11 protein-coding genes are annotated in these 12,917 nt (G+C 70.5%); 10 read left to right on the top strand and 1 reads right to left on the bottom strand.

The features are described from left to right. Positions 1–30: 30 nt before the first annotated feature. The 4 genes from ABZ622_RS27835 to cynS all read left to right on the top strand — a co-directional run bounded on the left by ABZ622_RS27835 (position 31) and on the right by cynS (position 4,190). The gene (locus tag ABZ622_RS27835) at positions 31–1,692 is read left to right on the top strand and encodes an amidohydrolase family protein (RefSeq protein WP_360547675.1); all 1,662 of its coding nucleotides are present in this window, start codon (positions 31–33) and stop codon (positions 1,690–1,692) included. 5 nt (positions 1,693–1,697) lie between these two features. Next, on the top strand, positions 1,698–2,780 hold the full coding sequence (locus ABZ622_RS27830) for a C45 family peptidase (protein ID WP_360547673.1): 1,083 nt from the start codon (positions 1,698–1,700) through the stop codon (positions 2,778–2,780). 266 nt (positions 2,781–3,046) lie between these two features. Further along, positions 3,047–3,643 (top strand): carbonic anhydrase, encoded by a 597-nt coding sequence (locus tag ABZ622_RS27825; RefSeq protein ID WP_360547671.1) that lies wholly within the window; start codon positions 3,047–3,049, stop codon positions 3,641–3,643. Positions 3,644–3,719: 76 nt separating this feature from the next. Beyond that, on the top strand, positions 3,720–4,190 hold the full coding sequence (gene cynS, locus ABZ622_RS27820) for a cyanase (protein ID WP_360547669.1): 471 nt from the start codon (positions 3,720–3,722) through the stop codon (positions 4,188–4,190). A 58-nt stretch (positions 4,191–4,248) separates the two neighbouring features. On the opposite strand, the gene ABZ622_RS27815 is transcribed toward cynS, so the two are convergent. After that, positions 4,249–5,196 carry a methionyl-tRNA formyltransferase gene (locus tag ABZ622_RS27815; RefSeq protein ID WP_360547667.1) on the bottom strand — a complete coding sequence of 316 codons (948 nt, stop codon included), beginning with the start codon at positions 5,194–5,196 and terminating at the stop codon, positions 4,249–4,251. 257 nt (positions 5,197–5,453) lie between these two features. On the opposite strand from ABZ622_RS27815, the gene ABZ622_RS27810 reads away from it, so the two are divergent. The 6 genes from ABZ622_RS27810 to ABZ622_RS27785 all read left to right on the top strand — a co-directional run bounded on the left by ABZ622_RS27810 (position 5,454) and on the right by ABZ622_RS27785 (position 12,895). Next, on the top strand, positions 5,454–6,806 hold the full coding sequence (locus ABZ622_RS27810; RefSeq protein ID WP_360547665.1) for a lysine N(6)-hydroxylase/L-ornithine N(5)-oxygenase family protein: 1,353 nt from the start codon (positions 5,454–5,456) through the stop codon (positions 6,804–6,806). 58 nt (positions 6,807–6,864) lie between these two features. Next, positions 6,865–7,923, top strand: a complete 1,059-nt coding sequence (locus tag ABZ622_RS27805; protein ID WP_360547796.1) for an iron ABC transporter permease — start codon at positions 6,865–6,867, stop codon at positions 7,921–7,923. Continuing rightward, positions 7,920–8,981, top strand: a complete 1,062-nt coding sequence (locus ABZ622_RS27800) for an iron chelate uptake ABC transporter family permease subunit (RefSeq protein ID WP_360547663.1) — start codon at positions 7,920–7,922, stop codon at positions 8,979–8,981. The genes ABZ622_RS27805 and ABZ622_RS27800 overlap by 4 nt, the downstream gene beginning before the upstream one ends. Before the next feature lie 39 nt (positions 8,982–9,020). Next, positions 9,021–9,863 (top strand): ABC transporter ATP-binding protein, encoded by an 843-nt coding sequence (locus ABZ622_RS27795; protein ID WP_360547661.1) that lies wholly within the window; start codon positions 9,021–9,023, stop codon positions 9,861–9,863. A 148-nt stretch (positions 9,864–10,011) separates the two neighbouring features. Continuing rightward, positions 10,012–11,061: an iron-siderophore ABC transporter substrate-binding protein gene (locus tag ABZ622_RS27790; RefSeq protein WP_360547659.1), complete on the top strand. Its 1,050-nt coding sequence runs from the start codon at positions 10,012–10,014 to the stop codon at positions 11,059–11,061. A 46-nt stretch (positions 11,062–11,107) separates the two neighbouring features. After that, positions 11,108–12,895, top strand: coding sequence for an ABC transporter ATP-binding protein (locus ABZ622_RS27785; RefSeq protein ID WP_360547657.1), 1,788 nt, complete (start codon positions 11,108–11,110; stop codon positions 12,893–12,895). Positions 12,896–12,917 lie beyond the last annotated feature (22 nt).

The following is a 12,917-nucleotide window of genomic DNA, read 5'->3' as shown; positions in this document are numbered from 1 at the left end:
CGCACGCACCGCACCACCGGAAGGAAACCCGTGTACGCCGATGTCATCGTGACGGCCGACCACGTAGAGACCCTCGCCGACGAGGCTCCCGACCCGCAGGCCGACGGGACTCCCGACCCGCAGGTGAACGCGAACGCGATCGCGATCCGCGACGGCCGCATCCTCGCCATCGGCAGCGTCCCGGACCTCGAACCGGTGCGCGGCCCCGGCACGGTCGTCCACGCGTTCCCGGGCGCCACGATCCTGCCGGGCCTCACCGACGTCCACGCCCATCCGGTGTGGGGGTCGATCGAGATCGGCAGCGGCGTGGACCTCTCCGGCGCCTCGACGCTCGACCAGGTGTTCAGCTGCCTGGCCGACGCCGCACGGGGACGGCCGGCGGACGGCTGGATCACCGGCTTCGACCTCGACGTCAACGTCTTCGACGGTGACCCCACCGGCACCGTGCTCGCCGGCCCGTTCCCCGGCCGGCCGATCTCGCTGATGACGCGGGACGCGCACGCGCTCGTCGTGAGCCCCCGGGCGGTCGAACTCATCGGGCTGACCGGCCGCGAGACGTTCACCGACGCCTCGTCCGTCGAGGTCGGACCGGACGGCCGCCCGACCGGATACGTGGTCGAGCTCCAGGCGATGGACCTGGTGTTCGCCCACTACCCCGAGGTGCCGGTGGACACCGCCGCCGGGTATGTGAGCCACCAGCTCGGCATCCTCGCGCGCGGCGGGCTGACCGGACTGCACGCCCTCGACTTCACCGACCCGTCCGAATCCGTGTACCGGCACATCGAGGAACACGGGGAACTTCCGCTGCGCATCCGCTGCTCCCCGCTGGTTCCGGCCGACTCGGCCCCCGAGGTGTGGCAGGACATCGCGGGCCGGCAGGGCCTGCACGGGCGGCGCTGGCACGTCGAGGGCGCGAAGTTCATGCTCGACGGCACGGCGGACAACGGCACGGCGTGGTTCGAGCGGCCGGACACCCACGGCGAGAACCGGGAGCCGCTCTGGCGCGACCTCGACGCCTACCGGGCCGCCGTGCGGTTCTTCACCGAACGCGGGATCCCGACCGCGACCCACGCCATCGGCGACCAGGCCGTCCGGTTCGCGCTCGACGTCATCGAGGAGGCCGGCCCGGCCGGCCGCGCCCCCCACCGCATCGAGCACATCGAGTCCGTCCCCGACGACCTCCTCGGACGGTTCGCCGAGCTCGACGTCGTGGCGAGCCTCCAGCCCGTGCACGGCACCCGGCACACCCGGGCCGATGCCACGGACAACTGGTCGCGGCGGATCGGCCCCGACCGCGTCGCCCACGGCTGGCGCACCCGCGACCTGCTGGACCACGGCGCCGTCGTGGCACTCGGCTCGGACTGGCCCATCGGCCCCGGCGATCCGCGCATCGGCCTCGCCGACTGCCAACTCCGGCGCCCGGTCGAGGAACCGGACACCGTGCCGGTCCAGCCCGCCCAGGCGATCACCGCCCGCGAGGCCTACACCGGCATGACCGCGGCGGCCGCGTACGCCGCCGGAGCCTCGCACGAGCTCGGCCGGATCGCTCCGGGCCACCTCGCCGATCTCACCGTCTTCGCCGCGAACCCGCTCGGCCTCACGCCCGACGCACAGCCCGGCAACCCCGTCCTCGCGACGGTGGTCGGTGGCGCGGTGCAGCTCCACCTGAACAGCACAGAAGGAAACCGGTGACCCCCATGTCCATTCCGCGCCCCGAACACCGCCCCCACATCAAGGCCGCCGCCACCGACCCCTACGAGCGCGGTGTCGCCCGCGGCGAGCAGCTCCGCGACGGAATCCCCGCCGCGATCGAGGTGTACGACCGGCTCTTCGCGCTCGGCGGCATCACCGCCGCACAGATGAGGGAGGACGCCGAGCGCGCCCTCGAAGTGATCGGGCGCTTCCGGCCCGCGGCCCACGCCGAGATGGCGGGCATCGCCAAGGGGGCCGGTGCCGAGGAGTGGCGCGTCGCAGCCCTCAACGCCCGCACCGAGATCCTGGCCCGCAGTGTCGCCGTGCCGCCGGGGGAGTGCACCACGATCGTGCGCCGCGACGGCGCCGCGGGCACGTTCGGCGTCCAGACGTGGGACTGGCACGTCGAGCTCAACGGCATGTGGCACACGCTGGAGTCGCGCGGCGGCGCCCATGACGTCGTCGGCCTCACCGAGAACGGCATCCTCGGCAAGATGGGCGTCAACAGCGCCGGTCTCGCCCTGCACTTCAACATCCTCGGCCATGTCGACGACGGCATCGGCGGCATCCCCGTCCATGTGCTCTCGGCGATCGTCCTCGAAGAGGCGGGGAGCGTCGCCGAGGCCGTCGAGATCATCCGAGGCGCGCCCCTCGCCTCGTCCGGATCGTTCGCGCTCTTCGACGAGAGAGACGCAGTGCTGCTCGACATGAGCCCCGTCGGCATCTTCGAGACGCGCCCCGAGAACGGCACGCTGCTGCGTACGAACCACTTCCTGACGCCGACGCCGGCCGCGGGCGAGAAGACCTGGCTCTACCAGCCCGATTCGGGCGAGCGCTACGACTTCGTCCGCGACCGCCTCGCCCGCAGACAGCCGCCGACCACGGTCGACGAGCTCGCGGACTTCCTCGTCACCGGGGCGGGCGAGCCCCCGGTGACCTGCCTGCCCGACCCGGACATGCCGCTCGGCCTGCGTTGGGCCAGCCTCGCGACCATCACCCTGGAACCCGCGACGCGCACCGCCAGGATCCTCGACGGCACGCCCGCCGACATCGGCGTACGCGACTGGCGGGTGCTCACCGCCGGCTGATCCCGGCGCCGTGCCCACCGGCGCTGACGACGACGAGCGGACCGGCCGGGTCCTCGTGACCCGGCCGGTCCGCTCGCGTGGTGTTTCTCCCGTCCGCACGATCACCGACGACGGACCCGGCAGGCGGGGCGGGACACCGCACACAAGGCGCCATAGATGTCATCGATAGGGAGTATCGATATGAGGTCTTGGACTCTATAGAGCCTGGTCGTGCATGGTGGAACACGTCAGTCCAACGGGGCCGACAGTCACCGAAGGGAGTGACCATGTACGACCTCGCCGAAGGTGTCGGGACTTTCCAGCGCGATGTCTTCCCGGCAAAGGCGGAGCTCTTCGCCCACCTGGCCGACAGCCACCGGCCGTCCACACTGTTCATCAGCTGCTCGGACGCCCGCGTGGTTCCGGAGCTGATCACCAGCAGCGAGCCGGGCGAGCTGTTCGTCGTCCGCACCGCCGGAAACCTCGTCCCCGCCCACACCCCCGCGCCGGACGGCATCGCGGCCAGCATCGAGTACGCCGTTGCCGTCCTCAAGGTGAAGGAGATCGTGGTGTGCGGGCACTCGGCCTGTGGCGCGATGACCGCACTGGCCGCGCACCACGACCTGTCCGGCGCACCCGCGATCGCCCACTGGCTGCGCCACGCCGACGCCTCGGTCGCCCGTACCGCCGCCGGCGAGCGGGACGTGGCAGCGTTGGTGCGCGAGAACGTGCGTGCTCAGCTCGCGAACCTGGCCACCCACCCCTCGGTGGCCAGGGCGAGGGCCGCGAGCGCGGTCACACTGCGCGGCTGGGTGTACGACATCCCCACCGGAACCGTCGAGGAACTCGGCACCACCGGCAGGGTCGGCGCTCTCGCGGCCTGACCACCACCACAACACCCTCACCACCATGACCACCCGGCCACATCCCGGAGCCGGTGCACCGAAAGGAATCCCTCTCATGACGCACGCCCAGTTCGACCCCACCGCCCGCCAGTTGCTCGCCGCCGCCGCCGTCGAGGCCAAGACCCGCAAGGACCTGTCGTGGCAGCAGATCGCGGACACGGCCGAGCTGTCGGTCGCGTTCGTCACCGCCGCGGTCCTCGGCCAGCACGCCCTTCCGGCAGCCTCCGCCGAGGCCGTCGCCGAGCTCCTCGGCCTGGACGAGGACGCGGCGATGCTCCTGCAGACCATCCCCACCCGCGGCTCGATTCCGGGCGGCATCCCCACCGACCCGACCATCTACCGCTTCTACGAGATGCTCCAGGTCTACGGCACCACCCTCAAGGCCCTGGTCCACGAGCAGTTCGGCGACGGAATCATCTCCGCGATCAACTTCAAGCTGGACGTCAAGAAGGTCGCCGACCCCGAGGGCGGCGAGCGCGCGGTCATCACCCTGGACGGCAAGTACCTGCCGACCAGGCCCTTCTGATGTTTCGTCAGCACCGCACCGAGCGGGCCGACGGAGACCATCCGCCGGCCCGCCCGTGTCAGGGCCGGTTGGTGAGGTAGCCGCCCATGGCGGTGAAGTACTCCGTCGCGGGCAGCTCCCGGCCGTCCTCGGTCCGTACCCGGGTGATGGCCAGGCCGTGATTGCGGCCGGTGCGGGCGTCGGCTCCGGCGACGATCACCACGCCCTCGCCCTCGCGGTAGAAGATCCGGCCGGGCGTACCGCCGTAACGGCCCTGGGACACCACCGAGGCGAGGACTTCGAGCCGCTTGCCGCGGTGGAAGGTGAAGGCGCTGGGGTACGGCTCCGACTGGGCGCGGACCAGGCGTTCGAGGTCCTCGGCCGGCCAGCTCCAGTCCATGCGGATGTCCTCGGCCGACCGCTTGTGGAAGAAGCTGGCCAGGGAGCGGTCCTGCTCGGTGAACTCCGTCTGCCCGGCGGCGATCAGGCCGAGTGCGCCGATGGTGACCGGGGCGATGAGGTCGACGGTCTTGTGGAAGAGATCCGTGGCGGTGTCCGTCGGCCCGACCGGGACCGCCTCCTGCCGGACGATGTCGCCGGCGTCGAGGTCGTCGTCCATCATGTGCGCGGTGACGCCCACCTCGGACTCGCCGTTGATCAGGGCCCAGATCAGCGGGGAGAATCCGGCGTACTTCGGCAGCAGCGAGTCGTGGACGTTCAGCGTGCCGTGGCGCGGGAGGCCGAAGATGTGCGGCGGGATCCAGGTGCGCCAGTTGTTGGCGACGATGATGTCCGGATCGGCCTCCTTGAGGCGCTCGAACAGCTCGTCGTCGTCGGGACGGTTGCGTATCAGCACCGGGACGCCGTGCTCCTCGGCGAGGTCGGCCACCGAGTCGCTCCAGATCTTCTCGTACGCATGCTCGCTCTTGGGGTGCGTCACGACCAGTTCCACACTGTGCTCGGAGTCCAGGAGGGCTTGCAGGGTGCGGTGCCCCCAGGTCTGGTAACCGAACATGACGACCCGCATGGGGTTCCTCCTCAGGGCAGGGATAGACCGGCAGTAAGTAAAGCAAGGCTTACCTTAGTTTGCAACAGGGTGATTTCGGGCCTTGATTGACGATCCGTCAGGCGATGGAGCCCGCCCCCGTGCCGGGTCGTCCTATCGACAATGCCGTGTGATTAGCTTAGGCTCACCTAAGTTTGTTCGGGTGGCCTGCTCGGCATGCCCGCCTCTCGTATCTTTCCTGCGCCTGACAGGCGGCTTTCCCGCACGATGGGAGTGACATGTCACCGGTTCTTCCTGGCGACGCACCACTGGTCCACGACCTGATCGGAATCGGCTTCGGCCCCTCCAATGTGGCCATGGCGATCGCGCTGAGCGAGCACAACACCCGCGTCGGCAGGCAGGAGTCCGTCACCGCCCACTTCTTCGAGCAGCAGCAGAGCTTCGGCTGGCACCGCGGCATGCTGATCGACGACGCCACCATGCAGGTGTCCTTCCTCAAGGACCTGGTGACGCTCCGGAACCCGTCCAGCGAGTACAGCTTCCTCTGCTATCTGCAGAGCAAGGGCCGGCTGATCGACTTCATCAACCACAAGAACCTCTTCCCGCTGCGGGTCGAGTTCCACGACTACTTCGAGTGGGCCGCGGCCAAGGTCGACGACATGGTCTCCTACGGTCACGAGGTCGTCTCCGTCACGCCCTTCGTCCACGACGGCGTCGTGGAGTACCTGGACGTGACCGTCCGCTCGGCGGAGGGTCTCTCGGTCCACCGGGCCCGCAACCTCGTCATCGGAACGGGACTGCGCCCGCTGATGCCGGAGGGCGTGGAGCGGGGCGACCGGGTCTGGCACAACTCCGATCTGCTGCGGAAGGTCGACGGGCTGGAAGGCACCTCGCCCTCGCGGTTCGTCGTCGTGGGCGCCGGCCAGAGCGCCGCCGAGAACGTCGCCTACCTGCACCGCCGCTTCCCCGAGGCCGAGGTCTGCGCGGTCTTCTCCCGCTACGGCTACAGCCCCGCCGACGACAGCAGCTTCGCCAACCGGATCTTCGACCCGGGTGCGGTCGACGACTACTTCGCCGCGCCCGAGAGCGTGAAGAACCGGCTGATGGCCTACCACGGCAACACCAACTACTCCGTGGTGGACATCGATCTGATCGACGACCTGTACCGGCAGATGTATCAGGAGAAGGTCCTCGGCACCGAGCGGCTGCGCTTCATCAACGTCTCCCGGGTCACCGGGGTCCAGGAGACGCCCGACGGCGTCCGTGCCGCAGTGGACTCCCTCGTCACGGGCGAGGAGACGCTCCTGGACGCCGATGTCGTGGTGTTCGCCACCGGCTACAGCCCCGCCGACCCGCTCGGCCTGCTCGGCGAGGTCGCCGACCGCTGCCTGCGCGACGACGCGGGCCGGGTACGCGTCGAGCGCGACTACCGGGTCTCGACCGACCCCGGACTGCGCTGCGGAATCTACCTCCAGGGCGGCACGGAGCACACCCACGGCATCACCACGTCCCTCCTGTCGAACACCGCGATACGGGTGGGTGAGATCCTGGACTCGCTCCTCGACCGGGGAGTCAAGTCCGCCTCCGACGAGGCCCGGCCGGTCGCCGACGGTACCGGTACGCACGCGTGAGGTGCGGGGCGGGCGATGCCGCCCCGGCGGATCATGAGGAGGGATGACGAACGTCGACATGCGCACGATTGCAGTTGAGCGCCCCGCACCCGGGGGTACGACGGAGTCCCGCCGGCGGCGGGTCCTGGGTCTGGGCGCGCTCCTGGCCGTCCTGGTGATCGCGGCGGCGGTGTCGCTGGCCGTCGGCGCGCGTGCGCTGAGCCCCGCCGAGGTCTGGCACGGGCTGTTCACGGCGCCCGAGGCCGACCGGCGGCTCACCGAGATCAGGCTCATCGTGCACACCGTCCGGGTGCCCCGGACGGTGCTGGCGATCGTGGCGGGCCTCGCCCTGGGGGTCGGCGGTGCGCTGATCCAGGGGTACACCCGCAACCCCATCGCCGACACCGGCCTGTTGGGGGTGAACGCCGGTGCCTCCTTCGCCGTGGTGTCGGTGATCGCGGTGTTCGGTTTCGCCGACCCGTTCCAGTACGTCTGGTTCGCTTTCCTCGGGGCGGCGGTCGCCGGTGTCGTCGTCTTCGGCCTGGCGAGCATCGGCCGGGGCGCGGGCAACCCGCTGACGCTCGCCCTGGCCGGGCAGGGGCTCACGGTCTTCCTGGCGGCGATGACCACCGCGGTCGCGCTCTCCGACCAGAAATCGCTGAACGCGCTGCGGTTCTGGAACTCGGGCTCCGTGACCGGTGTCGGATTCGACGTCATCCGGCCGGTCACCGCGTTCATCGCGGTCGGACTGGTGCTGGCGCTGATCACCCTGCCCGCCCTCAACCTGCTCAACCTGGGCGACGACGTGGCACGGGGGCTGGGCGTGAACATCGCGCTGAGCCGGACCATCGGCATCGTCGCCATCACCCTGCTGTCGGGCGCGGCCACGGCGGCGTGCGGCCCCATCGCGTTCCTCGGCCTCATGGTGGCCCACGTGGCCCGCTACCTGACCGGACCGGACTACCGCTGGCTGGTGCCGTACGCGGGGCTGCTCGGCTCCGTCGTCCTGCTGGTCTGCGACATCGCGGGCCGACTGGTGGTGCGGCCGGGCGAGTTGGACGCGGGTGTCGTGGTCGCCCTTCTGGGCGCCCCGTTCTTCGCGGTTCTGGTGTGGCGAGGAAAGTTCAGGAGCGCATGAACGGGACGGACATGAACCCATCGGTGGCGCCGGGCGTACGGCTCGGCCAGGTGTCGTTCGTATGGCGGCCCTGGCTCGTCCTGGTCACACTGCTGCTGGCGGTGGCGGCCTTCCTGATCTTCTGCGTCTCCATCGGCGTCGGGGACTTCCCCATCGGGCTGCCCCGGGTGATCGCCACCATCATCGGCCGGGGCGAACAGGTCGACGAGTTCGTGATCATGGACCTGCGGATGCCGCGCGCCCTGGCCGGTCTCGTCGTGGGGTTCGCGCTGGGGATGTCCGGGGCGATCACCCAGTCCGTCGCACGCAATCCGCTCGCCAGCCCGGACATCCTGGGCATCACCGGGGGAGCCGGCGCGGTCGCGGTCTTCCTGGTGACGGCGTCGGGCGGGACCGCCGCGGCGGTCGTCGGCTCGGTGGGCCTGCCCGCGGCGGCGCTCGCGGGCGGTCTCGGCACCGGTCTGCTGGTGTACTTCCTGGCCTGGCGGCGCGGGATCGACGGCTTCCGGCTCATCCTGATCGGCATCTCGGTGAGCGCCGTGATGGAGGCGGTCACGACCTGGCTGCTGGTCTCCGCCGACATCAGGGACGTGGCCAGGGCCCAGTCGTGGCTGGTCGGTTCGCTGGACGGCCGGTCGTGGGACGAGGTCCGGGTGGCGTTCTGGGGCACGCTCGTCCTCGTCGTCCTCGTGGCCGCCGTCGCCTTCCAGTTCAAGCCGTTGCACCTCGGCGACGAGGTCGCCGCCGGCCTCGGCGTCCGGTACTCCGGGGTGCGGGCGGTCCTGCTGCTGTGCGCGGTCCTGCTGGCCGCCCTGGCGGTGAGCGCGGCCGGCCCGGTCCCGTTCGTCGCCCTGGTGGCGCCGCAGGTGGCGATGCGTCTGGCGAGGTTCCCGACGCCGCCGATGGTGGCCTCCGGCCTGGTCGGCGCGGTGCTGCTGATCGGCTCGGACCTGGTCGCGCGCACGGCGCTGCCGATCACCCTCCCGGTCGGCGTGGTCACCGCCGCGATCGGCGGGCCCTTCCTCATCTACCTGCTGGTGCGGGCAAACCTCAGGTAGGCGGCAAGAATGCAGAAAAGATCTATACAAGGGGGGCTCGTGGCCGCTCAGTTCACCATCAGGACCGACGCCGGGGTCAAGGACGTCCCACGGCTGGCGGCCAGGGGCGTCACGGTCGGATACGGCGGCCGGACGGTCATCGACGACCTCGACGTGGCGATACCCCCTGGGGTGATCACCACGATCATCGGCCCCAACGGCTGCGGGAAGTCCACCCTGTTGCGCACCCTGACCCGGCTGCTCAAGCCGACCTCGGGGGCGGTCGTGCTGGACGGCGAGGACATCGGCAGACTCCGGACCAGGGACGTGGCGAAGAAGCTCGGTCTGCTCCCGCAGGCACCGGTCGCGCCGGAGGGGCTGACCGTGGCCGACCTGGTCGCCCGGGGACGCCACCCGCACCAGAGCTGGCTGCGGCAGTGGTCCTCGGACGACGCCGGCGTCGTGGAACGCGCGCTGGCCATGACCGGGGTGTCCGAGCTGGCCGGCCGTCCGGTCGACTCGCTCTCCGGCGGACAGCGCCAACGCGTCTGGATCTCCATGACCCTGGCCCAGGGCACCGATCTGCTGCTGCTGGACGAGCCGACCACGTATCTGGACCTGGCGCACGCGATAGACGTGCTCGACCTGGTGGACGACCTGCACGAGTCGGGGTGCACCGTGGTCATGGTGCTGCACGACCTCAATCTGGCGACGCGCTACAGCGACAACCTGATCGTGATGCGGGCGGGCTCCATCCTGGCGCAGGGGCACCCGCGCGATGTGATCACCGCCGAGTTGCTGCGCGAGGCGTTCGGGCTGCAGGCCACGGTCATCGACGACCCGGTGGGCGACCGGCCGCTCATCGTGCCGATCGGCCGTACGCACGTCCGGCTCGACCCGTAGAACCCGGCGTTCCGGGGGGATCGGCCCAAGTGATCCCCGGCGGCGCCAAGTTCAAAGGTTAGGCTAGGCTGACCTCAGTTGAGCAGAGTAAGGTTTGGCTGCCCTTACATTGAGGTGCAGTGGACTGTGTGACAGCAAGGGATTCCGGATGCTTCTCCAACGAACGACGCGTGTGAAGCCCTGGCGGCGGGTGGCGGCGACACTGGCCGCCGCGACTCTCGGTGTCGGCCTCCTCGCGGGGTGCGGTTCCGATTCGGCGGACAAGAAGAGCGAGGACGCTCCGGCCGCCTCCTCCGGCGCGTTCCCGGTCACCGTTGAACACGCATTCGGATCCACGGAGATCACCAAGGCCCCCAAGCGCGTCGTCTCCGTGGGCTACACGGACGACCAGGCCATCCTGGCCCTCGGCATCAAGCCGGTCGGCATGGTCGACCAGTACCCGAACCCGGCGGGCAAGTCCCCCGACATCAACACCCAGTGGCCCTGGGTCAAGGACAAGTGGGGCGACACCCGCCCCGAGGTCATCATGAACAACGGTGACTCGGGCCCCAATTACGAGAAGATCGCCTCGCTGCGGCCGGACCTGATCATCGCGGTCTACTCCGAGATCGACAAGGCCGCCTACGACAAGCTCTCCAAGATCGCTCCGACGGTGGGCCGCACCAAGGGCGAGAAGGAGCCCTTCAGCGCGCCGTGGCAGGACAACGCGGTGCACATCGCCAAGGCGCTGGGCAAGGAGGCCGAGGGCACCAAGCTGGTGCAGGGCATCCAGGACAAGCTCGACACGGCCGCGAAGGCCCACCCGGAGTTCGCCAAGCAGACCGCCGTGGCGCTGTCCTGGTACAAGGGCTCCGTCGGGCCGTTCACCTCCACCGACGTGCGCGGCCGGCTGGTGACGGGCGTCGGCTTCAAGTACCAGACCAAGATCGATACGGTCGCGGACGGCAAGTTCTACACCGTGCTGTCCCCCGAGCGCATGGACCTGATCGACGTCGACCGTGTCTTTGTCATCAACGACAAGGCGGACACGGACGCGCTGAAGAAGTTCGAGCTGTTCAACAACCTCCCCGCCGTCAAGAACGGCAAGGTCTCGTACCTGCTGGACAGTGAGGGCCCGGCGGTCGGTGCCGCCATGTCCCAGGGAACCCTGCTCTCCCTGCCGTACGCGATCGACGAGCTCGTCAAGTCGGTCGACTAGCAATGCCGACCGGACTGCCCCGCCCCCGGAGAGATTTGGTCTTCGTGTGAGTGTCACCGACGCCCCCGCCGCCCCCGCGACCCTGCGCACGGCGACCGGGGGGGAGGCCACCGCGTGGGTCGTGGCGCACTGCCGCCGCGCCCCGTGGCTGACGGCCGCCACCGTGCTCACCACGGTGGCCGGGGCGGCGCTCCAGGTACTTCCCGTGCTCCTGCTGGGCCGGGTGGTCGACGGGGTGGTCCAGGGCGGATCGCACTCCGTGCTGGTCACGGTCGGGGTGCTGATGGGGGCCGCCGCGCTGCTCGGCGCGGTGGCCACCGCGCTTTCGACGTATCTGATCGGGCGGCTGGGCGCGGACCTTCTCGCCCGGCTGCGGGAGGGCGCCGTCCGTGCGGTGCTCGGGATGCCGAGCGCACGCGTCGAACAGGTCGGCCGGGGCGATGTGCTGTCCCGGGTCGGTGACGACGTGGCCGTGCTGTCCAAGGGCATCAGGGCGGCCATCCCCACGGTGTTCTCGGCGGGCGTGCTGGTCGTCATCGCCACGGTCGGCATGTTCGGACTGGACTGGCGGCTCGGTCTGGCCGGCGCCGGCGCGCTGCCCGCGTACGCCCTGGCCCTGCGGTGGTACCTGCCCCGCTCCGCACCGCTCTACCGCAAGCAGCGGGCCGCGCAGGCCGACCGCGCGCAGGCGCTGATCAGCGGTCTCAACGGGATCGACACCGTACGGGCCTACCGCCTGGAGGGCGCCGTCCGCGAGAAGGTCACCGAGGAGTCGTGGCGGGTACGCGATCTCGGCGTCGAGGTGTTCCGGTTCTTCGGACGGTTCGTCGGCCGGGAGAATCGCGCCGAGTTCATCGGACTGGTCCTCATCATCGTGGTGGGATACGCCCTGCTGGAGGCCGACGCCGCCAGTCTCGGCGAGGTGTCCGCGGCCCCGCTGATGTTCCACCGGCTGTTCACCCCGCTGGGCGCCATCATGTTCACCTTCGACGAGGCGCAGAAGTCCGGCGCGAGCCTCACCCGTCTGGTCGGGGTGCTGGGGGAGCCCGCGGAGGACCGGCTGGTGGGCGATGTGTCCGTCGCGCAGGCGGACCCCGGGGCGTATCCCGTGAAGGTGGAGGGACTGACCTTCAGCTATCCCGGCAGCGACGAACCGGTCCTGCGGGACGTGAACCTGTCCATCCCGGCCGGGGGTTCACTCGCCCTGGTGGGTGCGACGGGCGCGGGCAAGTCGACCCTGGCCGCGCTGATCACCGGTACGGGGACACCGCAGACCGGGTCGGTGCGCATCGGACCGCAGGACCTCGCCGGTCTGGACGAGGCCGGGGCGCGGGCCCTGGTGAGCATCCTGACGCAGGAGACCCACGTCTTCTCGGGACCGCTCGCCGAGGACCTGCGGCTCGCCGCGCCCGGCGCGAGCGACGACCGGCTGCTGGACGCCCTGCGCACGGTCGGCGCCGGCGAGTGGGTGGAACAGCTGCCCGACGGGCTGAACACCATGGTCGGCGAGGGCGGCGAGCGCCTAGATGTCACCAAGGTCGCCCAGATCGCCCTGGCCCGGCTGGTGCTGGGCCGTGCCCCGGTCGTGGTGCTCGACGAGTCGACCGCGGAGGCGGGCAGCGAGGGCGCCGCCGAACTCGAACGGGCCGTGCTGGCCGCCTGCTCGGGCCGGACCACGCTGTTCGTGGCGCACCGGCTGACCCAGGCGATGGCGGCGGACCGGATCGCCGTGCTGTCCGAGGGACGAGTGGTGGAGGAGGGGACGCACGGGGAGCTGGTGGCTCTGGGCGGCCAGTACGCACGCCTGTGGCGCGCCTGGCGCGAGGGCAGTTAGGCAAGCCCGGGTCGGGTCGGGC

The organism is Streptomyces sp. NPDC007164 (genome assembly GCF_040634135.1).
Lineage (GTDB): Bacteria > Actinomycetota > Actinomycetes > Streptomycetales > Streptomycetaceae > Streptomyces > Streptomyces sanglieri.
The sequence above is the reverse complement of the archived record's forward strand: the minus strand, read 5'-3'. Positions and strand labels throughout refer to the sequence as shown.